23 protein-coding genes and 1 other RNA gene are annotated in these 23,278 nt (G+C 58.1%); 4 read left to right on the forward strand and 20 right to left on the reverse strand.

The genetic code is table 11. The features are described from left to right. Position 1 precedes the first annotated feature (1 nt). The 14 genes from AWM69_RS13075 to rsmI form a co-directional block, all read right to left on the reverse strand. A complete protein-coding gene (locus AWM69_RS13075; RefSeq protein WP_131652227.1) occupies positions 2-958 on the reverse strand; it encodes a D-alanine--D-alanine ligase in 957 nt (318 codons plus the stop codon). Continuing rightward, on the reverse strand, positions 955-2,415 hold the full coding sequence (gene murC, locus AWM69_RS13080) for a UDP-N-acetylmuramate--L-alanine ligase (RefSeq protein ID WP_131652226.1): 1,461 nt from the start codon (positions 2,413-2,415) through the stop codon (positions 955-957). Before murC ends, AWM69_RS13075 begins: the two co-directional genes overlap by 4 nt. Continuing rightward, a complete protein-coding gene (murG, locus tag AWM69_RS13085) occupies positions 2,408-3,478 on the reverse strand; it encodes an undecaprenyldiphospho-muramoylpentapeptide beta-N-acetylglucosaminyltransferase (protein ID WP_131652225.1) in 1,071 nt (356 codons plus the stop codon). Before murG ends, murC begins: the two co-directional genes overlap by 8 nt. After that, a complete protein-coding gene (gene ftsW, locus AWM69_RS13090; protein WP_256930326.1) occupies positions 3,468-4,682 on the reverse strand; it encodes a putative lipid II flippase FtsW in 1,215 nt (404 codons plus the stop codon). Before ftsW ends, murG begins: the two co-directional genes overlap by 11 nt. Further along, on the reverse strand, positions 4,679-6,025 hold the full coding sequence (murD, locus tag AWM69_RS13095; RefSeq protein ID WP_218727101.1) for a UDP-N-acetylmuramoyl-L-alanine--D-glutamate ligase: 1,347 nt from the start codon (positions 6,023-6,025) through the stop codon (positions 4,679-4,681). The genes ftsW and murD overlap by 4 nt, the downstream gene beginning before the upstream one ends. Positions 6,026-6,030: 5 nt before the next feature. Further along, positions 6,031-7,113, reverse strand: a complete 1,083-nt coding sequence (gene mraY, locus AWM69_RS13100; RefSeq protein WP_048378151.1) for a phospho-N-acetylmuramoyl-pentapeptide-transferase — start codon at positions 7,111-7,113, stop codon at positions 6,031-6,033. Then, positions 7,113-8,480 carry a UDP-N-acetylmuramoyl-tripeptide--D-alanyl-D-alanine ligase gene (murF, locus tag AWM69_RS13105; RefSeq protein ID WP_218727103.1) on the reverse strand — a complete coding sequence of 456 codons (1,368 nt, stop codon included), beginning with the start codon at positions 8,478-8,480 and terminating at the stop codon, positions 7,113-7,115. Before murF ends, mraY begins: the two co-directional genes overlap by 1 nt. Further along, positions 8,473-9,936, reverse strand: a complete 1,464-nt coding sequence (locus tag AWM69_RS13110) for a UDP-N-acetylmuramoyl-L-alanyl-D-glutamate--2,6-diaminopimelate ligase (RefSeq protein ID WP_131652220.1) — start codon at positions 9,934-9,936, stop codon at positions 8,473-8,475. Before AWM69_RS13110 ends, murF begins: the two co-directional genes overlap by 8 nt. Continuing rightward, on the reverse strand, positions 9,936-11,675 hold the full coding sequence (locus AWM69_RS13115) for a penicillin-binding protein 2 (protein ID WP_131652219.1): 1,740 nt from the start codon (positions 11,673-11,675) through the stop codon (positions 9,936-9,938). Before AWM69_RS13115 ends, AWM69_RS13110 begins: the two co-directional genes overlap by 1 nt. Further along, positions 11,672-11,965: a cell division protein FtsL gene (gene ftsL, locus AWM69_RS13120; RefSeq protein ID WP_131652218.1), complete on the reverse strand. Its 294-nt coding sequence runs from the start codon at positions 11,963-11,965 to the stop codon at positions 11,672-11,674. Before ftsL ends, AWM69_RS13115 begins: the two co-directional genes overlap by 4 nt. Further along, a complete protein-coding gene (gene rsmH, locus AWM69_RS13125; RefSeq protein WP_048378156.1) occupies positions 11,962-12,909 on the reverse strand; it encodes a 16S rRNA (cytosine(1402)-N(4))-methyltransferase RsmH in 948 nt (315 codons plus the stop codon). The genes ftsL and rsmH overlap by 4 nt, the downstream gene beginning before the upstream one ends. Beyond that, entirely contained in the window at positions 12,906-13,361 is a 456-nt protein-coding gene (gene mraZ, locus AWM69_RS13130; RefSeq protein WP_131652217.1) for a division/cell wall cluster transcriptional repressor MraZ, read from the reverse strand. Before mraZ ends, rsmH begins: the two co-directional genes overlap by 4 nt. Before the next feature lie 358 nt (positions 13,362-13,719). Continuing rightward, positions 13,720-14,073, reverse strand: an RNA gene (gene rnpB / locus AWM69_RS13135) — RNase P RNA component class A. 136 nt (positions 14,074-14,209) lie between these two features. Continuing rightward, positions 14,210-15,085, reverse strand: coding sequence for a 16S rRNA (cytidine(1402)-2'-O)-methyltransferase (rsmI, locus tag AWM69_RS13140; protein WP_256930327.1), 876 nt, complete (start codon positions 15,083-15,085; stop codon positions 14,210-14,212). Between the two features lie 216 nt (positions 15,086-15,301). Here rsmI and AWM69_RS13145 point away from each other — a divergent pair, with 216 nt between their 5' ends. The 4 genes from AWM69_RS13145 to AWM69_RS13160 all read left to right on the forward strand — a co-directional run bounded on the left by AWM69_RS13145 (position 15,302) and on the right by AWM69_RS13160 (position 18,751). After that, on the forward strand, positions 15,302-17,080 hold the full coding sequence (locus AWM69_RS13145; RefSeq protein ID WP_218727104.1) for a penicillin-binding protein activator: 1,779 nt from the start codon (positions 15,302-15,304) through the stop codon (positions 17,078-17,080). Beyond that, positions 17,080-17,442, forward strand: coding sequence for a YraN family protein (locus AWM69_RS13150; RefSeq protein ID WP_131652215.1), 363 nt, complete (start codon positions 17,080-17,082; stop codon positions 17,440-17,442). The genes AWM69_RS13145 and AWM69_RS13150 overlap by 1 nt, the downstream gene beginning before the upstream one ends. Positions 17,443-17,579: 137 nt before the next feature. Next, positions 17,580-18,173: a phosphoheptose isomerase gene (locus tag AWM69_RS13155; protein ID WP_048378160.1), complete on the forward strand. Its 594-nt coding sequence runs from the start codon at positions 17,580-17,582 to the stop codon at positions 18,171-18,173. Continuing rightward, on the forward strand, positions 18,170-18,751 hold the full coding sequence (locus tag AWM69_RS13160; RefSeq protein WP_131652214.1) for a BON domain-containing protein: 582 nt from the start codon (positions 18,170-18,172) through the stop codon (positions 18,749-18,751). Before AWM69_RS13155 ends, AWM69_RS13160 begins: the two co-directional genes overlap by 4 nt. A gap of 54 nt (positions 18,752-18,805) precedes the next feature. Here the strand turns inward: AWM69_RS13160 and AWM69_RS13165 are convergent, their stop codons facing one another. The 6 genes from AWM69_RS13165 to rpsI all read right to left on the reverse strand — a co-directional run bounded on the left by AWM69_RS13165 (position 18,806) and on the right by rpsI (position 23,270). Further along, a complete protein-coding gene (locus AWM69_RS13165; protein WP_131652213.1) occupies positions 18,806-19,219 on the reverse strand; it encodes a ClpXP protease specificity-enhancing factor in 414 nt (137 codons plus the stop codon). Positions 19,220-19,236: 17 nt separating this feature from the next. Next, positions 19,237-19,854, reverse strand: a complete 618-nt coding sequence (locus AWM69_RS13170) for a glutathione S-transferase N-terminal domain-containing protein (protein WP_016779514.1) — start codon at positions 19,852-19,854, stop codon at positions 19,237-19,239. A 186-nt stretch (positions 19,855-20,040) separates the two neighbouring features. Beyond that, entirely contained in the window at positions 20,041-20,820 is a 780-nt protein-coding gene (locus AWM69_RS13175; RefSeq protein ID WP_131652212.1) for a cytochrome c1, read from the reverse strand. Further along, positions 20,820-22,031 (reverse strand): cytochrome bc complex cytochrome b subunit, encoded by a 1,212-nt coding sequence (locus AWM69_RS13180; RefSeq protein ID WP_048378164.1) that lies wholly within the window; start codon positions 22,029-22,031, stop codon positions 20,820-20,822. Before AWM69_RS13180 ends, AWM69_RS13175 begins: the two co-directional genes overlap by 1 nt. Next, the gene (petA, locus tag AWM69_RS13185; RefSeq protein ID WP_048378165.1) at positions 22,031-22,624 is read right to left on the reverse strand and encodes a ubiquinol-cytochrome c reductase iron-sulfur subunit; all 594 of its coding nucleotides are present in this window, start codon (positions 22,622-22,624) and stop codon (positions 22,031-22,033) included. The genes AWM69_RS13180 and petA overlap by 1 nt, the downstream gene beginning before the upstream one ends. 253 nt (positions 22,625-22,877) lie before the next feature. Then, positions 22,878-23,270, reverse strand: a complete 393-nt coding sequence (rpsI, locus tag AWM69_RS13190) for a 30S ribosomal protein S9 (RefSeq protein WP_047273763.1) — start codon at positions 23,268-23,270, stop codon at positions 22,878-22,880. Positions 23,271-23,278: the final 8 nt, after the last annotated feature.

A 23,278-nucleotide genomic window follows, 5' to 3' on the forward strand; every position in this document is an offset into this window, starting at 1 on the left:
CTTAATCTCGCGCTTCTACACTGGCTGCCAGAATCGACAGCACCAACTGTTGAAAATCCAGACCGGCAGCCCGTGCCGCCATCGGCACCAGGCTGTGATCGGTCATGCCTGGCGCGGTGTTGACTTCCAGCAGCCAGAACTGACCATCGGTGTCCTGCATCACATCCAGACGCCCCCAACCGGCAATACCGATCGCCTCACAGGCTTTCGCCGTGAGATCCATGAGCTCCTGCTCCTTTGTGCTATCAAGGCCGCACGGGATCCGATACTGGGTATCGTTAGCCACGTATTTGGCGTCGTAGTCGTAGAACGAATGCGTGGTGCCCAGGGCAATCGGAGGCAACACCTGGTCACGCAGGATGGCGATGGTGAACTCCGGACCATGGATCCATTGCTCTACCAGCACTTGCGAGTCGAACTTACTGGCCTCTTTCCACGCGACGATCAGCTCGTCGACGTTGTTTACTTTGGCCATACCGATACTTGAACCTTCATGCGCCGGTTTGACGATCAAAGGGAAGCTCAGTTCCTTCGCTGCGCAAATACAATCGGCTTCGGTGCTCAACACCGCGTGACGCGGAGTCGGAATCCCGAGGCTGTGCCACACCTGCTTGGTGCGCAGCTTGTCCATTGCCAGAGCTGAAGCCAGGATGCCGCTGCCGGTGTAAGGAATGCCCAGGCATTCCAGCAGGCCTTGCATGCTGCCGTCTTCACCGCCGCGACCGTGCAGAATGATAAAGGCGCGATCGATCTTCTCTTGAGTGATGCGCGTGATGAAGTCATCGCCCACATCGATGCCGAAAGCGTTCACGCCCGCACTTTGCAGTGCGCCGAGTACTGCATTACCGGATTTCAGGGACACTTCGCGCTCAGCGCTTTTGCCACCGAAAAGTACCGCCACGCGGCCGAAGTCGGCAGGCGCAATGGTCGAAGAAAGATTGGCGTAGGCTGCAGTCATTTCAACTTCCCCTCGCTGGCTGCGACAACGGCACCGGCGAATAACGGACTATTAATGAGCTGTGGCGCCAGACGGCCGATATCGCCCGCTCCCTGGCACAACAGAATGTCGCCGGCGCGTAGCAGCGGCTTGACGATTGGCGCAAGTTCAACCCCGCGCTCAATGTAGATCGGGTCCAACTGCCCGCGCTGGCGAATGCTGTGGCATAGCTGACGGCTGTCTGCGCCCGGAATCGGCTCTTCACCGGCCGGGTAGACCTCCATCAACAGCAACACGTTGGCGTCGGCCAGTACCTGGACGAAATCGTCGTACAGGTCGCGCGTACGGCTGAAGCGATGTGGCTGGTACACCATCACCAAACGGCGTTCCGGCCAACCACCGCGTACGGCCTTGATCACTGCAGCGACTTCGGTCGGGTGATGACCGTAGTCGTCCACCAGCATCACGCTGCCACCTTCGACCGGCAGTTCACCGTAAACCTGAAAACGCCGGCCGACGCCCTGAAAGCCCGACAGGCCCTGCACGATGGCTTCATCGCTGATGCCTTCATCAGACGCGATGCAAATGGTGGCCAGAGCGTTGAGCACGTTGTGGTTGCCGGGCATGTTCACCGAGACATCCAGGGGCTCGCGATCCGGACGCAGAACCGTGAAGAACGTTTGCATGCCTTGCTGGCGAACATTGATCGCCCGCACGTCTGCGTCTTCGCTGAAGCCGTAGGTCACAGTCGGACGCTTGACCAGCGGCAGGATTTCACGCACGACCGGGTCGTCCAGGCACAGCACGGCCAATCCATAAAACGGCAGGTTGTGCAGAAACTCGATAAAGGTCTTCTTCAGTTTGTTGAAGTCACCTTCGTAGGTCGCCATGTGATCGGCGTCGATGTTGGTAACGACGGCAACCATCGGCTGCAAGTGCAGGAAGCTCGCATCGCTTTCGTCAGCTTCGGCGATCAGATAACGGCTGGTACCCAGTTGTGCATTGGTACCTGCTGCATTCAGCCGGCCACCGATCACAAAGGTCGGATCCAGGCCACCGGCAGCGAACACAGAAGCAAGCAGGCTGGTGGTCGTGGTTTTGCCATGCGTACCGGCCACGGCGATACCGTGGCGATAGCGCATCAGCTCAGCCAGCATCTCGGCCCGGGGCACGACGGGAATACGGCGTTCCAGCGCAGTGGCCACTTCCGGGTTCGAGGTGTTGATGGCGCTGGACACCACCAGCACGTCAGCATTGGCAGCGTTTTCGGCACGGTGACCAATGAAGATCTGTGCGCCGAACGCTTCCAGGCGTTCAGTCACGGGCGATACATTCAGGTCGGAGCCCGACACTTGATAACCCAGGTTGAGCAACACCTCGGCGATACCGCACATGCCCACACCACCGATACCCACGAAATGGATACGACGGATACGGCGCATTTCCGGTTGTGGCATAGCTTTTTGATTCTCAACCATTGGCCACCTCCAGGCAGATATTGACGACGTTGCGGGTCGCATCAGGTTTGGCCAGGCGGCGAGCATTGGTCGCCATGCTGTTCAGTCGTTCCGGTTGCATCAAAACCTCTGTCAGGCGTGCAGCCAGTTCGGCTGCGCCAGTCGTCGCTTGCGGCATCAGGAAAGCCGCGCCTTCCCGAGCCAGAAAGTCGGCATTACGGCTCTGGTGGTCATCGATCGCGTGGGGCAATGGCACCAGCAGCGAAGGCAGACCGGCCGCAGCCAGTTCACTGACGGTCAGCGCGCCTGCGCGACAAACCACCAGGTCGGCCCAGCCATAGGCTTGGGCCATGTCTTTGATAAAAGGCTGAACCTGCGCTTCGACGCCGACCGCCGCATAACGCTCGGCCGTCACCTGGTCATGCTGCTTGCCCGCCTGATGAAACACTTCGGGGCGCACCTCGGCAGGCACACGGGCCAAAGCCTCGGGCAGCAATTTGTTTAACGGCTCGGCGCCCAGGCTCCCGCCCAGCACCAACAGGCGCGCCTTGCGACCTTCGAGCGCGGTACGCGGTGCAAGGGTGAACAGTTCAGGGCGCACCGGATTACCGGTGCTGCGCAATGTCTGCGAGGCTGCGAACGTGCCCGGAAAGGCTTCACACACACGACTCGACATCGGCACCAGCAAACGGTTGGCCGTGCCGGCCACGGCGTTCTGCTCGTGAATGATCACCGGCACACCACACGTTTTAGCCGCCAGGCCACCAGGCCCGGTCACATAGCCACCAAACCCGAGCACACAGACCGGCTTGAGCTGGCGAATGATTTTACGTGCCTGGAATACCGCCTTGAGCAGGACGAACGGGGCCTTGAGCAACGACAATTTGCTCTTGCCACGCAGCCCGGTAACGTTGATCAGGTGCAGGGTAAAGCCCGCGGGCTCGACCAGTTCGTTCTCGATGCCACGCGGTGTTCCGAGCCAGTGCACGGTATAACCGCGGGCTTCGAATTCGCGGGCGCAGGCCAGCGCAGGGAACACGTGTCCGCCGGTACCGCCCGCCATGATCAGCACATTAGCGCCCATGGTTCGGCTCCTCTGCGAAGTCGCTTTCCTTGAATTCTGTTTCTTCACTGCCGAGGTGGGTTCGACTCTCCCACTCGATCCGGAGCAATAACCCCATGCACACGCAGCAGATCACCAGCGAGCTGCCGCCGTAGCTGAGGAACGGCAAGGTCAGGCCCTTGGTGGGCAGCAATCCGACGTTTACACCGATGTTGATCAGGAACTGGCCGATCCACAGAAATGACAAGCCGTAGGCCATATAGGCCGCAAAATATTGCTTGGCGCGCTCAGCCCACAGGCCGATGTACATGCCGCGCACGCAAACAAATACGAACAGCGCCAGGGTCAGCAGGGAGCCCACCACACCCAGCTCTTCTGCCAGTACCGAGAACACGAAGTCCGTGTGGGCTTCAGGCAGATAGAACTGCTTCTGCACGCTGTTGCCCAGCCCGACACCCAGCCATTCACCGCGACCGAACGCAATCAGTGCCTGGGTCAGTTGATAGCCGGAACCGAACTGATCGGACCACGGGTCGGTAAAGGTAATCAGACGTGCCATCCGATAAGGCTGCGCCTGCACCAGCACGAAGACCGCGCCAACAGCCAGCGCCACCATCAATGCAAAACGGAACAGGCCGACACCGCCCAAGAACAGCATGGCGGCAGCAGCCCCCATCATCACGACGGTGGCACCAAAGTCAGGCTCCATCAGCAACAGGCCAGCCATGGGCAGCAGCACGATGAACGGTTTGAAGAAGCCCATCCAGCTTTCGCGGACTTCCTTCTGGCGACGCACCAGATAGCCTGCGAGGTAGATCACGACAAAGACTTTGGCGATTTCCGAAGGCTGTACGTTGAAGAAGCTGAAACCGATCCAGCGCATAGAGCCGTTGACCTCACGACCGATACCCGGAATCAGCACCATCACCAGCAAGCCAAACGCGCCAATCAACAGCAACCAGCCCAAGCGCTGCCATGTGGCGATAGGCACCATCATGGTCATGATGCATGCGCCCAGACCGAGCACGACGTAAAAGAGGTGGCGGATCATGTGGTACAGCGTGTTGCCCGACTGCAACGCGGCCACTTCGGACGAAGCTGAAGTGATCATGACCAGGCCGAGGCCGAGCAAGGCCAGGCAACCGGCCAGCAACGGGAAGTCGAGGTCGACGCCACGGCCCGTAACCAGCGGTGAAGGATAAGGTTTGAAGATGCCGAAAATCATGCCAGCACCTCCACTGCGCGGGCGAACAACTGGCCGCGCTCTTCGTAGTTCTTGAACATGTCAAAACTGGCACAGGCAGGTGACAGCAACACCGCATCGCCCGGCCTGGCCAGCGAACGGCTTTGCTCGATGGCGTCATCCAGCGAGTTCACGAACACCTGAGGTACGGCATTGCCCAGGGCTGCAGCGATCAATGGCGCATCACGCCCCATCAGCACCACCGCGCGACAGTACTTCGCAACAGACTCGGCCAGACCACTGAAGTCAGCGCCCTTGCCATCCCCGCCCGCGATCAGAACCAGCTTGCCGTCCATGTCCGAGCCCAAACCATCAATGGCTGCCAGTGCGGCACCCACGTTGGTGGCTTTTGAGTCGTTGTAGTAGCTCACGCCGTCCAGTTCGCGTACCCACTGGCAGCGGTGCTCAAGGCCGGTAAAGCTGCGAAGGCTGCTCAGCATGGCGTCGAACGGCAAGCCAACCGCGTGTCCCAGCGCCAGGGCGGCCAGGGCATTGGCCTGATTGTGCGCGCCGCGTACTTTCAGCTCACGCACAGGCATCAGGTTTTGAAATTCGAACGCCAGGTATTTTTCGCCATTTTCTTCACGCAGACCGAACGCCTTGAAATCCGGTGCGCTCAAGCCGAAGGTCCAGCACGGCAGGCCCTCGCCCATCAGCGGACGGGTCAAGGCATCCTGGCGGTTAACGACCACTTGCCTGGCCCCACGAAAAATCCGGTGCTTGGCCAGGTGATAGGCCGGCAGACCGCTGTAACGATCCATGTGGTCTTCGCTGACGTTGAGCACGGTGGCAACTTCAGCACCCAACTGATTGGTGGTTTCCAGCTGGAAGCTCGAGAGCTCCATCACATACAGTTCGATGTCATCGCTGAGCAGGTCCAGTGCCGGGGTGCCCAGGTTGCCGCCGACGGCGACACGCTTGCCCGCCGCTGCTGCCATTTCGCCGACCAGCGTGGTGACCGTGCTCTTGGCGTTGGAACCACTGATTGCCACGATGGGCGCCTTTGCGTTACGCGCGAACAGATCGATGTCGCCCGACAGTTTCACGCCACGTGCGGCAGCCGCCTGCAGCGCCGGGGTCGCCAGGGCCAGGCCGGGGCTCACGTAGAGCTCATCGGCACGGCACAGGAACTCGACATCCAGTTCGCCACAACGCACTTCCACTTGCGGATAGTCACGCCGCAGCGTAGCCAGCTCCGGAGGATTGGCTCGCGTGTCAGCCACTGCAAACGACACGCCCTGCTGCGCTAGAAAGCGCACCAGGGACATGCCGCTCTTGCCGAGGCCGACAACGATGCGGAAGTGGTCAGAAGCGATCAGAGACACAGGTTCTACCTCAGCTTCAGCGTGGCAAGACCGACCAATACGAGAATCACGGTGATAATCCAGAAACGGACAATCACACGCGGCTCGGGCCAGCCCTTGAGTTCAAAGTGGTGATGAATCGGCGCCATGCGGAACACCCGCTTGCCGGTCAACTTGAAAGACGCGACCTGGATCACCACCGACAGGGTTTCCATCACGAACACACCGCCCATGATGAACAGCACGATTTCCTGACGCACGATCACCGCAATCGTCCCCAGGGCTGCGCCCAGCGCCAGCGCGCCTACGTCGCCCATGAACACTTGTGCGGGATAGGTGTTGAACCAGAGAAAACCAAGGCCCGCGCCGATCAGGGCGCCGCAGAATACAATCAGTTCACCGGCACCGGGCACGTAGGGAATCAGCAGATAGTCCGCAAATTTCACGTTACCCGACAGGTAGCAGAAGATACCCAGTGCACCGCCGACCATGACGGTAGGCATGATCGCCAGGCCGTCGAGGCCGTCAGTCAGGTTGACCGCGTTGCTCGAACCCACGATCACGAAGTAGGTCAGCACCACAAAGCCGATGCCCAGCGGAATGCTGGCGTCTTTGAGGATCGGCAGGATCAGCGTGGTTTCGACCGCACTCGGCGCCGTCACGTACAGGAAGATCGCTGCACCCAGGCCGAATACCGATTGCCAGAAATACTTCCAGCGGCTTGGAAGGCCGCGAGAGTTTTTCTCGATAACCTTGCGGTAGTCGTCAACCCAGCCAATGGCACCGAACAACAAGGTCACGATCAGCACGACCCATACATAACGGTTGCTCAGGTCAGCCCACAACAAGGTGCTGATGGCGATCGCGGACAGAATCAGCGCCCCGCCCATGGTCGGCGTACCGGACTTGGACAAATGCGATTGTGGACCGTCGTTACGGACCGACTGGCCGATCTGTCGGTTTTGCAGGGTGCGGATCATCCACGGCCCCAGGCACAGTGACAATGACAACGCGGTCAGTACTCCGAGAATCCCGCGCAGGGACAAGTACTGGAAGACCGCGAAGCCCTTGTGAAACTGTTGCAGATACTCCGCTAGCAGCAGCAGCATTAATGTTTCTCCCCGCTGGAACCGCACAAAGCCGCAACGACGTTTTCCATCGCAGCGCTGCGCGAGCCCTTGATCAAAATAGTGGTGTTTGTTTCGTGTTCAGCGCGAAGCGCCTTGATCAGGTCAGCCTGATTGGCGAAGTGACGAGCCTGGTGTCCAAATGCAGCGACGGCATGAGCCATCAGCGGTCCCACCGCATACAGCGCTGAAACCTTGTCGGCGGCATATGCGCCTACTTCACGATGTCCTTGCTCCGCCCACTCACCCAGCTCACCAATATCTCCGAGCACCAGGACGGTGCGACCGGAAAAGCCGGCGAGTATATCAACGGCAGCGCACATTGAGGTGGGGTTTGCGTTGTAAGTGTCATCAATAATTCGCAGACCTGTGCCGGTCAGTTTCACCACGGTACGGCCTTTGACAGGTTGTACGGCCTCAAGCCCCGACGTAATGCCAAATAGCTTGATATTCAGCGCATGGGCAGCCGCCGCAGCGGCCAGGGCATTGGCGATATTGTGGCTACCCAGAAGATTCAACTGAACGCGGCCGACACCCAATGGGCTGTGCAAATCGAAGCCCGGGCAGCCGCGGGCATCACGGCTCAGGTTGCTGGCGTAGAAATCGGCATCGGGGTTGCTCAGGGAGAAGCTGAGGACCTTGCGACCCGCAGCACGGGCGTGCCAAATAGCGTAGGCCTTGTCGTCCAGATTCAGGACGGCAATACCATCGGCCTTCAACCCTTCCAGAATCTCGCCCTTGGCCTCGACGATTTTTTCGGGGCCGCCGAACTCGCCCACATGGGCAGTGCCGGCATTGTTGATCACGGCAACGTGAGGCTGGGTCATGCCGACGGTGTAGGCAATCTCGCCAATGCGCGAAGCGCCCAGCTCAATCACCGCTGCGGTGTGTTCCAGCGTCAGCTCGAGCAGGGTCAGCGGCACACCCAGATCGTTGTTCAAGTTGCCCTTGGTGGCCAGCACCGGACCCCGGGTACGCAGAATGCACGCGAGCATTTCCTTGACCGTAGTCTTACCGCTGGAGCCGGTAATGGCAGCGACAGGCTTGTCGTAACCGGCACGGTTCAGCGCGCCCAGTTGGCCGAGCGCCTGACGGGTGTCGCTCACCAGCAGTTGTGGCAATGCCGACTCAGGTACTTCGCGTTCAACCAGAGCCGCCACGGCGCCTTTGGCTGCGACTTCATTCAGATAGTCATGGCCATCGAAGCGCGGCCCGGTCAGGGCGATGAACAGCTGCCCCTGAGTTATCGCACGACTGTCGATGCTGACGCCATTGAAGCGGCAATCGGCATCCACCAGACGCCCGTTCAAGGCTGCTTGCACTTCACTGAGCAACAGAGGCTTAAGCATGGGCAGCCTCCCAGGTGTTCAAGGCTTTATCGGCTTCGACCAGATCAGAGAAGTCGTGGCGCTGGCCGTTGATTTCCTGATAGTCCTCGTGCCCCTTGCCGGCCAGCACGATGACGTCTTCGGCATCAGCGCCGGCAATTATCCGGGCAATCGCATCACCACGACCGGAAACAAACACAACGTTCTCGGGCGAAGCAAAACCGGCACGGATGTCATCAAAAATTTGCGCAGGATCTTCTGAGCGCGGATTGTCATCTGTCACCAGCACGTCATCCGCCAGACGCTCGACGATCTGCGCCATCAACGGGCGCTTGCCGCGATCGCGATCACCGCCGCAACCGAACAGGCACAGCAGCTTGCCTTTGACATGAGGACGCAAGGCCTGAAGAACTTTTTCCAGGGCATCCGGGGTGTGGGCGTAATCGACAACCACCAGCGGTTTGGCACCGCCACCCAAACGCTGCATGCGGCCGACAGGGCCTTCCAGTTTTGGCAGCACGCCAAGGATTTCATCCAGGGCGTAATCCAGCCCCAGCAAGGCGCCGACAGCGGCCAGCACGTTGCTCAGATTGAAACGCCCCAGCAAGGTGCTGCGCAAATGGTGTTCGCCCTGCGGCGTGACCAGCGTGGCGCGCACACCTTCGTCATCGAATATGGCTTCACGGCAATACAGGTAAGCACTGCTGTCTTCGAGGCTGTAGCTGATCAGACGGGAGTCGTGTGGCTCGGCGGCCAGTTGGCGACCAAATTCGTCATCCAGGTTGAGCACCCGGCAACGCAGGTCAGGCCAGGCAAACAGCTTGGCCTTGGCCGCGGCATAGGCTTGCATCGTGCCGTGGTAATCAAGGTGGTCGCGGGACAGATTGGTCAGTACCGCCACATCAAACGCCAACGCGCTGACTCGGCCCTGATCAAGACCATGGGAAGAAACCTCCATGGCAACCGCTTTGGCACCGGCCTTTTTCAGGTCGGCCAGCATGGCCTGTACGGCAATAGGGTCAGGAGTCGTGTGACGCCCGGTTTGCAGCGCACCGTAAAAGCCGGTGCCCAGCGTGCCCACGATGCCGCAGTGCTGCCCCAGCAAGTCCAGCGCTTGGGCCACCAGTTGGGTGACGCTGGTTTTGCCGTTGGTCCCTGTAACGCCGACCAGATTGAGGTGATGACTCGGCTCGCCATAAAAGCGCCCGGCGATGTCGGACAATTGAGCGGCCAACCCTTTGACCGGAATCATGGGAACCGATGTGATCGGCAGCACTGACGCCCCTTCCACTTCATAGGCAACCGCAGCCGCGCCACGAACCAGAGCGTCACTGATGTGCGCACGCCCATCAAGCTTGCCACCCGGCACAGCGAGAAACAGATCGCCCGCGCGCACGTTGCGGCTATCAAGGGTCAATTCGCGGATCAGCAGATCATGGCCCGCGTGAGGAAAAATCTTGTTCAGGCTCAGGGACATTAGCCGCGCCCTCCTTTGGCTGCCGCAGCTGTCGCCGCCGCTTGTTGCTCCGCTGCCGTCGGCAGGTTATCCGGCGACACATTCATCAGGCGCAGAGTGCCGGACATGACTTTGCTGAAAACCGGGGCCGAAACCAGACCACCGAAGTAACCGGCTTTGCTTGGCTCATCGATCACCACAACGATCGCGTAACGCGGATCGCTCATCGGGCCGAAACCGGCAAACAGAGAACGGTAAGAATTCACGGCGTAGCCTTTGACGCCGGACGAGGTTTTACGCGCCGTACCGGACTTGCCGCCAACGTGGTAGGCCGGAACCTTGGCACGCCAGACACCACGCGGGTTCTCGATCACTTCCTGCAACATGCCCTGAACGGTTTTGGCGACCTGCTCCGGCATGACTTGTGTCGACTGGGGCAGCTTGTCCGTTTTGAGCAGTGTCAGCGGAGCGAGCTTGCCGTTGTTGGCCAGGGCCGAGAAGGCATGCACCAACTGAATAGCGGTCACGGACACGCCGTAGCCGTAAGACAGTGTTGCCGTTTCGGCTTTGCGCCATTCGCGGTAGTTCGGCAGGTTACCGACACGCTCACCCGGAAAGCCCAGGCCCGTGTCCTGCCCCAGACCCAGCTTGGCCATGGTGCGGAAAATGGCTTCGCCGCCAATATCGAAGGCGACCTTGCTCATACCCACGTTACTGGAGTTGATCAAAATACCGGTCAGGTCAAGTACCGGACCTTCGGTACGCGATACGTCCCGGATGGTGTACTTGCCCAGCTTCAGGGTGCCTGGATAAACCTCGACCTTGTCGGTCGGTTTCCAGCGGCCGGACTCAAGAGCGGCACTCATGGAAATCGGTTTGACCGTCGAACCCGGCTCAAACACGTCGATCATGGCGCGGTTACGCATCATCGCCGGCTGCAGATTGCGACGGTTATTCGGGTTGTAGGTTGGCTGGTTGACCATGGCCAGGATCTCGCCGGTCTTCACATCCATGATCACCAGACTGCCGGCCTTGGCCCCGTTTTCCACCAGCGCATTGCGCAGTTCACGGTTGGCCAGGTATTGCAGGCGCAGGTCAATCGACAACGCCAAGGTCTTTCCTGCCTTGGCGTTTTTGGTGACTTGTACATCTTTGATCAGACGTCCGCGGCGGTCCTTGATGACTTGCCGCTTGCCCGGAACACCGGCCAGCCACTCGTCATACGCCAGCTCAACACCTTCACGGCCTTTATCGTCAATATCGGTAAAACCGACCATATGCGCCGCGACTTCGCCCGCAGGGTAAAAGCGACGGAACTCTTCAATGCCATAAACACCCGGCACTTTAAGGTCGAGCACAACTTGCCCCTGCTCAGGCGTCAGCCCTCGCACGAGATAGATGAACTCTTTATTGGCTTGCTGGAGCAGGCGTGCACTCAGTGCTTTCGGGTCCTGGCCCAACGCATGGGCCAGGGCTGGCCAGCGATCTTTGGCAGACTGCATTTCCTTGGCATTGGCCCACAAGGTCGTAACCGGTGTGCTGACAGCCAGAGGTTCACCATTGCGGTCCGTAATCAGGCCGCGGTGCGCAGGAATCGGGATATGACGCATGCTGCGCGCGTCGCCCTGCCCCTTGAGGAAATCATGGTCGATGACTTGCAGGTAAATAATCTGACACGCAATAGCGCCTACCAGCAGTGCCAGCAATGCCAGCACTACGCGAAAACGCCACGGATAGAGTGCGCCTTCGAGTTTGATCATGGCGCCACCATCCGAACTTCTGCAGCGCCCGGGATGCGCATTTTCAGTTGTTCGCTGGCCAGCGTTTCGATACGGCTATGGGCAGTCCAGGTGCTTTGCTCAAGGATCAAGCGCCCCCATTCTGCCTGCGCCTTGTCACGTACGCTCAACTCCCCGTACAGGGTATTGAGCAATTGCCGGTTCCAGTGCGCGCTGTAAGAAACGCCGACAGCCGAAACCAGCACGCCAATAAACAACAGCAGCATGAAAACACTTCCGCCGGGAAGTGGTTTGGCGAAGAGCTTGTTCAACGAAGCTTCTCCGCGACGCGCATGACAGCGCTGCGCGAGCGCGGATTGGCTTTGAGTTCTGCTTCTGAAGCGAACTGCGCCTTGCCATGGATTTTGATAACGGGGTCGAAGGCAGCATGCTGCACCGGCAACCCGCGTGGCAGGTTGTCGGGCTCACCCTTGACCAGATCACGCATGAATAATTTGACGATCCGGTCTTCAAGGGAATGGAAGCTGATGACCACCAGACGGCCGCCCACTTCCAGCGACTCCAGCGCAGCCTCAAGACCCGCTTTGAGGTCGCCCAGCTCGTTATTGACGTGAATGCGCAACCCCTGGAAGGTACGGGTTGCCGGGTGTTTGCCCTTTTCCCAGGCCGGATTGGCCACCTTCAGCACTTCAGCCAGGTCACCCGTGCGCTCGAACGGCGTGATCGCACGACGCTCAACCACGGCCCGGGCCATACGGCCGGAAAAACGCTCTTCGCCGTACTCTTTGAAAACGCGGGCTATTTCTTCTTGGGAAGCGGTGTTCACAAACTCGGCAGCACTGATCCCGCTGTCAGGATTCATGCGCATGTCCAACGGACCATCGTTCATGAAGCTGAAACCGCGCTCAGGGTCATCCAGCTGGGGGGAAGACACGCCAAGATCAAGCAGCACGCCATTGACCTTGCCGGCCAGACCGCGGGAAGCGATTTCGGATCCCATCTCGGCAAAACTGCGTTGCACAATGACAAAGCGGCCGTCTTCGGCCGCTAGCGCTTGCCCGGTGGCAATCGCTTGAGGATCTTTATCAAACCCGAGCAAACGTCCCTCAGGGCCCAGCTTCTGAAGTATCAGGCGGCTATGTCCGCCGCGACCGAAGGTGCCATCCAGATAGCATCCATCAGGACGTACGGCGAGAGCCTCTACGGCTTCGTCAAGCAGTACGGTGATGTGGTTGAAGTCGCTATCAATAGTCACAGGATTAAATCACGCAGTTCGTCAGGCATCGCGCCCGGTTGTTGAATGGCTGCAAGGTCGGCGGCAGAAACAGCCTCCCAGGCATCCTCGTCCCACAGTTGAAACTTGTTTAGCTGGCCTACCAACATCGCGCGCTTATCCAACTTGGCATATTCACGCAGACGCGGCGGCACCAGAAAACGACCACTGCCATCGAGTTCCAGATCAACGGCGTTACCAATCAACAGACGTTGCAAACGGCGGTTCTCTTCACGCAATGAAGGCAACGCCCGCAGCTTGGCTTCAATCAATTCCCACTCATCCAGCGGGTACACACACAAGCAGGGATCTACCGCATCAATGGTCACGATCAGTTGCCCGGAACTACGCGAATTCAGCTCGTCACGGTACCGGCTCGGCATTGCGAGACGACCCTTTGCATCGAGACTGATTGCGTTGGCTCCACGAAACACGAGGGCGCTTCTCCAAATTTTAGCGTTTTACGTCTAGAAAACCCACTTTATGCCACTTTTCGCCACTTGCGCACACTATAGGAATGCGCCCACCACACCGTCAAGGAGCGGCCTGAAGGAAAATCCTTACATAACGGAGATTTAGGAGAAGAAATGGGCGGGGGGCACTGAATGAAAGTTTTTTTAGGCCTGCGATATGCAACAAACTCAAAGCCCTGAGCTCCAAACTTAAAGTAGTTTGTTAAGAGTAAGAACTTTTTGGCATTACACAGAGGCTTTTTCTAGCGAGGTTTAACGAGGGGGATAAAGCGAGTCTTTCATATAGCAATCTGCCTGCAGCGCAGGCAGAGGAAATAAGGTGGAGAGTCGATCTGTAAGCCGGGTTCTGTCGTGAACAGTCATTCGTCTACGATGGCCATCACTGGACATCTTTAGCAACCTACCCGGTTCCAGCGCGGGCCACGCCTTGGAACCCTATTTGGTCTTGCTCCAAGTGGGGTTTACCTAGCCACGAACTGTTGCCAGTCGTGCGGTGCGCTCTTACCGCACCTTTTCACCCTTACCGGTGCCGAAGCACTTAGGCGGTTATTTTCTGTGGCACTTTCCGTAGGCTCACGCCTCCCAGGCATTACCTGGCACTTCGCCCTATGGAGCCCGGACTTTCCTCCCCCCCCTAATTTTCATAGAGGGCAGCGACTGTCCAATCGACTCTCCGCCGCAAAGATTAACTGTACAGCGTGTATAGAACAAGCATTAAAAGCCGGATGGCATCTTCAATCACCCGACTTAAAGCCTTTACAAGCACGCGTAAAGATCACTCAACATCAAAATGCCACTAATGGATCAGATCAATCAGCCTGCTTTTGTTTTTCCAGCGCCACTTGATACAAAACATTCTTGCGTTCGCCGGTGATCTCGGCAGCAAGTGCTGCCGCACGCTTGAGCGGCATCTCTTTAAGTAACAAGTCGAGAATACGCATGGCTTCGGCACTAACGACGTCATCTGTTTCAGGAGGGGTCCACCCGGCAACCAGAACCACGCACTCTCCGCGCTGCTGATTGCTGTCACCTTCGACAAAAGCCCGCAACTCGGACAAGGGCAAACCCTTCAGCGTTTCGAAGGTTTTGGTCAACTCACGCGCCAGCAGTGCCGGGCGCTCAGGACCAAACACCAGTTCCAGATCCTGCAGGCACTCAAGAATACGGTGAGGCGCCTCATAAAAAATCAGTGTGCGCGGCTCTTCTTTGAGTAATTCCAGACGTGAACGGCGTCCGACGGCCTTGGCCGGCAGAAACCCTTCAAAGATAAAACGATCAGATGGCAGGCCCGCTGCAGACAACGCAGCAATCAAGGCGCACGCACCCGGCACGGGCACGACTTGCACGCCGGCCGCTCGCGCCTGGCGCACCAGGTGATAGCCAGGATCCGAGATCAACGGCGTACCGGCATCAGAAATCAGCGCAACATCTTCGCCCGCCAACAGACGCTGAATAAACCGACTGCCCTCATCGCGTTCGTTGTGCTCGTGGCAGGCACCCAGCGGGGTAGAAATACCAAAATGTTGCAGCAACCGCAGGGAGTGCCGAGTGTCTTCGGCCGCAATCAGCGAGACGTCACGCAACACTTTAAGTGCACGCGCACTGATGTCGTCCAGGTTACCGATGGGCGTGGCCACCACATAAAGTGAGCCGACAACGGAATTCAAATTACCTGGAGCAGTCAAAACGCGCACCTCATAAGAGTTAAAGGCGCCATTGTAGCGCGTAGCGCCCTGTTGAACGCACTCACCCGGCATGAACGGGAACGCTTATCTGCAAACTTTCACAGTCACACCCCGCATATCACATCTAATATTCAGCTTTATCACCTGTAACATCGCGCCCGGGCCAGTGCTTGGGTACACTTCCCCACTTATTTGATCGAGTAACAGGAACACTACATGATCGCTTGCCTGCGGCTGTTCACTGCCCTCTGCCTTGCTGCCTTGCTGGCGGCTTGCGCCAGCTCGCCCTCGTCCAGCCTTGGCGAACTCCCACGGACTCCAGACGCCAGCCTCGAGCAATTGCTCCAGCAAGCGTCGGAAACCTCAAATCCGGAAAAGGCCGCTCTACTGCGCCTCTCGGCCGCAGATCTTGCCATTCGCCAACAGAACAACGAACGCGCGCAGCAGATCCTGGCACAAGTCCCCCTGGATCAACTCAAGCCCGCTCAACAGGTATTTGCCAGTACTCTGGCAGCCGAGCTGGCAATGAGCCGCAATGACCCCAAAGCGGCATTGACCGCCTTGAGCCACCCAAGCCTGTCACGCGTCAATGAACTGCCGACCGACTTGCAAGTGCGCACACACACTGTTCATGCGCGTGCATTCGAAGCCGACGACCAGCTCCTGTCCAGCGCGCGCGAACGTGCAGCCATGGCTCCCCATCTGACTGGCGATGCAGCCACCCAGAACAATGAAGCCATCTGGGCACTGGTTGCAGCGCTGCCGGTCGACCAGCTACAGCCTCAGGGCAATGACGTGCTGGGTGGCTGGATGTCGCTGGCCCTGACAGTCAAGAGTGCTGGCACCTTGCAAGATCAGCAGAACGCCATTGATCAATGGCGCATGCAAAACCCGGCTCACCCGGCAGCTATCCAATTGCCAACTCCTCTGGTCAAGCTCAAGGAGCTGGCTAGCCAACCGCTGACCAAAATCGCCCTGCTGCTCCCGCAGAGCGGCCAGCTGGCTTCTGTCAGCAGAGCCTTGCGCGATGGTTTCATGGCCGCGCATTACCAGGCGCAACAGGCCGGACAAAATCCGCCGGGCATTCAGTTCTATGACAGCTCGCGCCTGACCTCGCTGGATGACTTCTACCGCCAGGCCCAGGCCGACGGCGTGCAACTGGTGGTCGGCCCCCTGGAAAAGCCTCTGGTCAAGCAGCTCAACAGCCGTTCGCAACTGCCGATCACAACCCTGGCCCTGAACTACAGCGAGGGCACACAAGGCCCGGCACAGCTGTTTCAGTTTGGCCTGGCCGCTGAAGACGAAGCCCGCGAAGTGGCCCGTCGCGCACACGCTGACGGGCTGACACGCGCTGGCGCCATGGTACCCAAGGGCGAATGGGGTGAGCGCGTACTCAAGGCCTTCCGCCAGGAATGGGAAGCCAGCGGCGGCACCATCGTCGGCATTGAATACATTGATAAACCCGTGGCACTGGCACAACAGGTTGCCGAGCTGGTTCAACTGCGCAACGCGGGCAAGTCGGGCGCAGAACAGCCTTCACACCGCCAGGATCTGGAGTTCATCTTCCTGGCCGCAACCCCCCAGCAAGCCCAGCAGATCAAGCCGACCCTGAACTACCAGTACGCCGGTGACCTGCCTGTTTACGCAACGTCCCACGTTTTCAGCGCCAGCGGCGACCTGAACCAGTACAAGGACATGAATGGCGTCCGTTTTTGTGAAACACCGTGGCTGCTCGAACCCGCCAATCCGTTGCGCCAGCAAGTTTCGGCCCAATGGCCACAAGCCGGGGGCAGCCTGGGCCGTCTTTATGCAATGGGCATTGACGCCTATCGCCTGACGCCGAGCCTGGGCCAACTGAAAGCCCTGCCTGGTACTCGGGTAGACGGTTTGTCCGGCAGCCTCAGCATGAGCCCGACCCAACGTGTCGAGCGCCAGCTGCCATGGGCCGAGTTCGTGAACGGCCAGATTCAACGCCTGCCCGACACGCGCGACTGATGCCCGACAGCTCACGCCAGCAGACTGGCAAGGATGCCGAGCGCCTGGCGCTACGGCATCTTGAGCAACAAGGTTTACGTCTACTGGCAAAGAACTGGCTCTGCAAGCGTGGCGAGCTGGATCTGGTCATGCTTGACGGCGATACAGTAGTATTCGTCGAAGTTCGTTACCGGCAACACGCACAATGGGGTGGCGCGCTGGCCAGCATTGACGCCCGCAAGCGTCAAAAGCTGATACTCGCAGCCCAGTATTTTTTGCAGCGTGAGCCGCGCTGGGCCAACAGCCCGTGCCGCTTTGATGTCGTCACAATGGACAGCGCAACACCTCACTTGAACTGGCTACGGAATGCCTTTGACAGCTAAACCGCTGCAAGGCAGATTCCAGCACCCTTTTTAAAACGATTTTGCTTTGCTTTGCGGGCTGCACATTCTTGTGCCGGGAAGTCACTCAGGAATACCTGGATCACGCCCGACCAGCCGCCCTACTTAAGGTCACATAGATGGACATGCAATCCCGGATTCGCCAGCTTTTTCAAGCCAGCATCGACACCAAGCAGCAGGCGATGGACGTTCTTGCACCCCACATCGAGCAGGCCAGCCAAGTGATGGTCAACGCCCTGCTCAACGAAGGCAAAATGCTTTCTTGCGGCAATGGCGGTTCTGCAGGTGACGCCCAGCACTTTTCATCCGAGCTGCTCAACCGCTTTGAGCGGGAGCGCCCCAGCTTGCCCGCCATTGCGCTGACCACTGACAGCTCGACGATCACCTCGATCGCCAACGATTACAGCTTCAACGAAATTTTTTCCAAACAGATTCGCGCACTCGGTCAACCCGGTGACGTGCTGCTGGCCATATCCACCAGCGGCAATTCGGCCAATATCATTCAAGCCATCCAGGCGGCACATGATCGTGAAATGATCGTGGTCGCCATGACCGGGCGCGATGGCGGCGGCATGGCTTCACTGCTATTGCCTGAAGACGTGGAGATCCGCGTCCCGTCCAATGTCACTGCACGCATCCAAGAAGTCCACCTGCTGGCGATCCATTGCTTGTGCGATCTGATCGACAGTCAACTGTTCGGGAGTGAAGAATGACTTTTAATCGCCTTAGCCTAATGGCATTGACGCTGTGCCTCGGCCTCACCACCGGCTGCAGCTCGGTACTGACCGCCACCCGCGACGCGCCGATTGAAGACGATCGCGGCACCCGCACGTTCGGCAGCAAAATTGACGACTCCCTGATTGAAACCAAAGTCGCGGTGAACATTGCCAAGGCCAACCCCGACCTGGACACCGCCTCGCACATCGTCGTCACCAGCTACAACGGGATCGTGCTGCTGGCAGGACAAACCCCGCGCGCCGACCTCAAGGCACAGGCCGAGCAGGCTGCAGCCGCTGTCCAGCGGGTAAAAAAGGTTAACAACGAACTGCAGGTCATCGCCCCCTCCTCGATCCTGGCGCGTAACAACGACGCCTGGCTGACCACCAAGATCAAAACCCAAATGCTGACCGACAATGCGATTCCCGGCTCACGCATCAAGATCGTCACCGAAAACGGTATCGTCTACATGCTCGGCCTGGTAACCAAACAGGAAGCCACTCGCGCCACCAACCTGGTGCAGGGCGTCTCCGGCGTGCAGAAGATCGTTAAATTGTTCGAGTACATCGACTGACAACGGATTCTGCAGACACAAAAAAAAGGCGACCCTTGCAGGTCGCCTTTTTTATTACTTGACCACTTTCAGGCTTGGCCGACCCGTAGGTCTTGGTGGCTCAGTCCCTGATGGCGGCCCATCATCATCCGGCTCAACCTCGTCATCATCCTCAAGGGACTCTTCCAGGTCGAACACCATACCCTGACCATTCTCACGGGCGTAAACCCCCAGAATCGCCGACATAGGCACGTACAGCGTGTGCGGCACACCACCAAAACGACCTTCAAAGCTTACAGCGTCGTTATCCATGTGCAGTTGGCGCACGGCGGCGGGCGATACATTCAGGACAATTTGCCCGTCACTGGCAAAACCCTGAGGCACTTGGACCTTCGGGTAGTCAGAATTAACCAGCATGTGCGGAGTGCAATCGTTATCCACAATCCACTCATAGAGCGCACGCACCAGATAAGGTCGACTTGAATTCATCAAGGGCTCCTAAAGCCTTAGCGCATATCGCGTTCGACACCAGACAGACTCGCCTGGAAAGCCTCACGCGCAAACTGGCGCTCCATATAGTCAAGCAGCGGCTTGGCCGGCCGCGGCAATTCAATACCTAAAACAGGCAAGCGCCAGAGTATCGGCAACAGGCAGCAGTCGACCAGACTTTGCTCATCACTGAGGAAAAAAGGTTTGTCGGCAAACAATGCAGAAACGCCGGTCAAACTCTCTCGCAACTCTTTGCGGGCCTGCACCCGGGCAGGCTCCTTGGTGCGCGAATCCAGAATCAGATCCACCAGCGCACACCAGTCCCGCTGGATGCGATGGATCAGCAAGCGGCTATTGGCACGCGCCACCGGGTAAACCGGCAACAATGGCGGGTGTGGATAGCGCTCATCCAGATATTCCATCACCACGGTAGATTCCCACAACGCCAGGTCACGATCGACCAGGGTTGGCAGGCTGCCGTAGGGATTCACTTCGATCAGTTTCGGCGGCTGACGGCCCGCCTCCACACTAATGATCTCGGCGCTGACACCTTTCTCTGCGAGCACAATACGTACTCGGTGGGAATAGTGGTCGGCGGGGTCGGAGTAACAGGCCAACCGATTGGTCACGCCCATGGCGGTCCTCCTCGCTTGTTGAAATTATCAGGAGCGGAAAAACGAACACGCCCAAGGAACGTCCCCGATAACCGCAGAATCCGGGCAGTCAGGGGCGTTTGCCCCATCCTGCCACTTGTCCTGCACTGTTACCTTTTCAGAGACACCCTCGGGCGCGCACGATTAACAGCAATGCGTGTAACGATATCAGTGCACATCTTTCCAGTATTCGCGCTTGAGCAGATAAGCGAATACAAAGAAGAAAGCCAGGTAGAGCAGAACGTAAGTACCGATTCGCTGATGCTCCAGCTTCACCGGGTTAGCCGAATAGGCCAGGAAGGTCACAAGATTCTTGATCTTCTCATCGAACTGCTCTTCAGTCAGCGCGCCGGTTTTCGGCAGAACTGTCAGTTGGTCGCACGCTTCATGTGTCAAAGGCGTGCCAGTCAACGGATCATACTGCTTCTTGCCGTCTTCGACGATCTGTACTTGCTTGCAACCTACAACCTGGCGACCTTGCAGCGGCGCCAGAACGTTAGGCATGCCCACGTTCGGGAAGACCTTGTTGTTCACGCCCCAAGGCCGTGACGGGTCTTCATAGAACGCGCGCAGGTAGCTGTAAAGCCAGTCTGTACCCCGGACACGGGCCACCAGCGTCAGGTCAGGCGGTGCAGCACCGAACCATGCCTTGGCATCGTCGGACTGCATGCCGATCTTCATGTGATCGCCAATTTTGGCGCCCGTGAACACCAGATTATCGAGCATGACCTCGTGAGGAATACCCAGATCATCAGCCACACGCTCGTAACGCTGGAACTTGGCACTGTGACAACCCATGCAATAGTTGGCAAAGGTACGCGCACCGTCCTGCATGGCTGCCTTGTCCGACACATCAATATCGACCTTGTCGAGCTGTACACCCTGCTCGGCAGCGAAGGACAACACAGGCATAACAGCGAGCATCAACACCGCAAATAGCTTTTTCATCAGCCAGTCACCCTTTCCGGAACCGGTTTGGTCTTCTCGAGCCGGGTGTAGAACGGCATCAGAATGAAGTAGGCGAAGTACAGGAACGTGCAGACCTGTGACAACAGCGTACGGCCCGGGGTCGGCGCCAATACACCCAACACACCCAGAATCACGAACGAGATGCAGAACACCCACAGCCAGATCTTGCTCATCCAGCCTTTGTAGCGCATGGACTTCACAGGACTGCGGTCTAGCCACGGCAGCACGAACAGCACGGCAATCGCAGCGCCCATGGCAATGACCCCCAGCAGCTTGTCCGGGATCGCACGCAAGATCGCGTAGAAAGGCGTGAAGTACCACACAGGCGCAATGTGTTCCGGCGTCTTAAAGGCGTTCGCCTGCTCAAAGTTCGGTTTTTCCAGGAAGTAACCACCCATTTCCGGGAAGAAAAACACAATCGAGCAGAAGATAAACAGGAACACAACAACACCGACGATATCTTTCACGGTGTAGTACGGGTGGAAGGCAATGCCGTCCAGCGGTACGCCGTTTTCGTCTTTGTGCTTCTTGATGTCCACGCCATCCGGGTTGTTGGACCCGACTTCGTGCAAGGCCAGAACGTGCAGCACCACCAGCCCCAGGATCACGATCGGCAAGGCCACTACGTGCAGGGCAAAGAAGCGGTTCAGGGTAATGCCGGAGATCAGGTAGTCACCACGAATCCACTGCGTCAGGTCGTTGCCGATAACCGGAATCGCACCGAACAGCGAAATGATCACCTGGGCGCCCCAGTAGGACATTTGACCCCATGGCAGCAGATAGCCCATGAAGGCCTCAGCCATCAGGGCCAGATAGATCATCATGCCAAACAGCCAGACCAGCTCCCGCGGCTTCTGGTATGAGCCGTAGAGCAAGCCACGGAACATGTGCAGGTAAACCACGATAAAGAATGCCGACGCTCCCGTGGAGTGCAGCAGGCGCAGAATGGAGCCGTACTCGACGTCACGCATGATGTATTCGACAGAAGCAAAGGCCTCTTCTGCCGACGGCGTGTAACTCATGGTCAGCCACACACCGGTGACGATCTGGTTAACCAGAACGAGCAATGCGAGGGAGCCAAAGAAGTAGAAAAAGTTGAAGTTTTTCGGAGCGTAATATTTGCTGAGATGGTCTTCCCACATTTTTGTGGCGGGGAAGCGGGCATCAATCCAATCCATGAACTTGCTCATTACGCGTTCTCCCCATCGAGGCCAACGACAACAATGTTGTCCGTCTCATAGTAGTAGGGCGGTACTGGCAGGTTCAACGGAGCTGGTTGGGCCTTGTAAACACGGCCAGCCAAATCATAGTGCGAACCATGACAAGGACAGAAATAACCACCGACCCAATCCTTACCCAGATCGGCAGGAGCCACTTCGGGACGGAATGTTGGCGAGCAGCCCAAATGGGTACAAATACCGATCAGCAGCAAAATCTCTGGCTTGATCGACCGCAACTCTGGATTCACGTAAGCAGGCTGATCAGATTGCTTGGAATCAGGATCAGCAAGCTGTCCCTCAATCTTCTTCAGGTTTGCCAGGATCTCCTCGGTGCGACGTACGATGAATACCGGCTGACCACGCCACTCAGCAATCATCTGCTGACCTGGCTCGACCTTGGCAATATTCACTTTCACCGGTGCGCCTGCGGCTTTCGCCTTGGCACTGGGAAACCATGACCCCACGAACGGGACCGCAGCCCCCACCGCTCCTGCAGCACCTACCACGGATGTGGCTGCTACGAGGAAGCGACGCCGGCCGACATTTACGCCGTCATTGCTCATTCAGTCCTCTCCCATCAGCTTTGTGGCCTGTTAAATCAGGCGTCTACTAAGTAAAAATCTGAACTTATAAAAATTTTGCAGAATGGTAATGAAAAGCCCCTACTCTGACAAGGTAATTACCGCTCTCGGTCGGCTACAAGCCTTGTAGTATAGGCACTAGACAGATGTGGCAAGTTGTCACAGACAAAAAGTACCGCCCATAAAAAACGCCCAGCTCCGAAGGAGACTGGGCGCTTTTGAACGAAGCTGCGAATTAACGCTTCGAGTACTGCGGACGCTTACGCGCTTTACGCAGACCGACTTTCTTACGTTCAACTTCACGAGCATCGCGAGTTACGAAGCCTGCTTTGCGCAGAGCGCCACGCAGAGTTTCGTCATACTGCATCAGGGCGCGAGTGATACCGTGGCGGATTGCGCCAGCTTGACCACTTACACCACCGCCGATAACGGTAACGAAGATGTCGAACTTCTCGACAGTCTCAGTCAATTCCAGCGGCTGACGAACTACCATGCGGGCAGTTTCGCGACCGAAGAAGTTATCCAGGGAGCGGTTGTTGATGGAGATGTTACCAGTACCCGGACGCAGGAAAACGCGTGCGGTTGCAGTCTTACGACGGCCAGTGCCGTAGTTTTGAGTCGCCGACATAATGAACT

Origin of the sequence: Pseudomonas sp. D1HM, assembly GCF_019266105.1 — a bacterium.
Classification (GTDB): Bacteria; Pseudomonadota; Gammaproteobacteria; order Pseudomonadales; family Pseudomonadaceae; genus Aquipseudomonas; species Aquipseudomonas taetrolens.

Coding starts and splice junctions, on each gene's coding strand:
- petA (WP_048378165.1), bottom strand. CDS start 22,624: ATGAGCAATGACGGCGTAAATGTCGGCCGGCGTCGCTTCCTCGTAGCA.
- mraY (WP_048378151.1), bottom strand. CDS start 7,113: ATGCTGCTGCTGCTAGCGGAGTATCTGCAACAGTTTCACAAGGGCTTC.
- AWM69_RS13175 (WP_131652212.1), bottom strand. CDS start 20,820: ATGAAAAAGCTATTTGCGGTGTTGATGCTCGCTGTTATGCCTGTGTTG.
- murC (WP_131652226.1), bottom strand. CDS start 2,415: ATGGTTGAGAATCAAAAAGCTATGCCACAACCGGAAATGCGCCGTATC.
- AWM69_RS13150 (WP_131652215.1), top strand. CDS start 17,080: ATGCCCGACAGCTCACGCCAGCAGACTGGCAAGGATGCCGAGCGCCTG.
- AWM69_RS13110 (WP_131652220.1), bottom strand. CDS start 9,936: ATGTCCCTGAGCCTGAACAAGATTTTTCCTCACGCGGGCCATGATCTG.
- AWM69_RS13075 (WP_131652227.1), bottom strand. CDS start 958: ATGACTGCAGCCTACGCCAATCTTTCTTCGACCATTGCGCCTGCCGAC.
- rpsI (WP_047273763.1), bottom strand. CDS start 23,270: ATGTCGGCGACTCAAAACTACGGCACTGGCCGTCGTAAGACTGCAACC.
- AWM69_RS13145 (WP_218727104.1), top strand. CDS start 15,302: ATGATCGCTTGCCTGCGGCTGTTCACTGCCCTCTGCCTTGCTGCCTTG.
- AWM69_RS13180 (WP_048378164.1), bottom strand. CDS start 22,031: ATGAGCAAGTTCATGGATTGGATTGATGCCCGCTTCCCCGCCACAAAA.
- murG (WP_131652225.1), bottom strand. CDS start 3,478: ATGGGCGCTAATGTGCTGATCATGGCGGGCGGTACCGGCGGACACGTG.
- AWM69_RS13170 (WP_016779514.1), bottom strand. CDS start 19,854: ATGGGCGTGACCAATCGGTTGGCCTGTTACTCCGACCCCGCCGACCAC.
- AWM69_RS13155 (WP_048378160.1), top strand. CDS start 17,580: ATGGACATGCAATCCCGGATTCGCCAGCTTTTTCAAGCCAGCATCGAC.
- AWM69_RS13160 (WP_131652214.1), top strand. CDS start 18,170: ATGACTTTTAATCGCCTTAGCCTAATGGCATTGACGCTGTGCCTCGGC.
- AWM69_RS13115 (WP_131652219.1), bottom strand. CDS start 11,675: ATGATCAAACTCGAAGGCGCACTCTATCCGTGGCGTTTTCGCGTAGTG.
- ftsW (WP_256930326.1), bottom strand. CDS start 4,682: ATGATTTTCGGCATCTTCAAACCTTATCCTTCACCGCTGGTTACGGGC.
- murF (WP_218727103.1), bottom strand. CDS start 8,480: ATGCTTAAGCCTCTGTTGCTCAGTGAAGTGCAAGCAGCCTTGAACGGG.
- AWM69_RS13165 (WP_131652213.1), bottom strand. CDS start 19,219: ATGAATTCAAGTCGACCTTATCTGGTGCGTGCGCTCTATGAGTGGATT.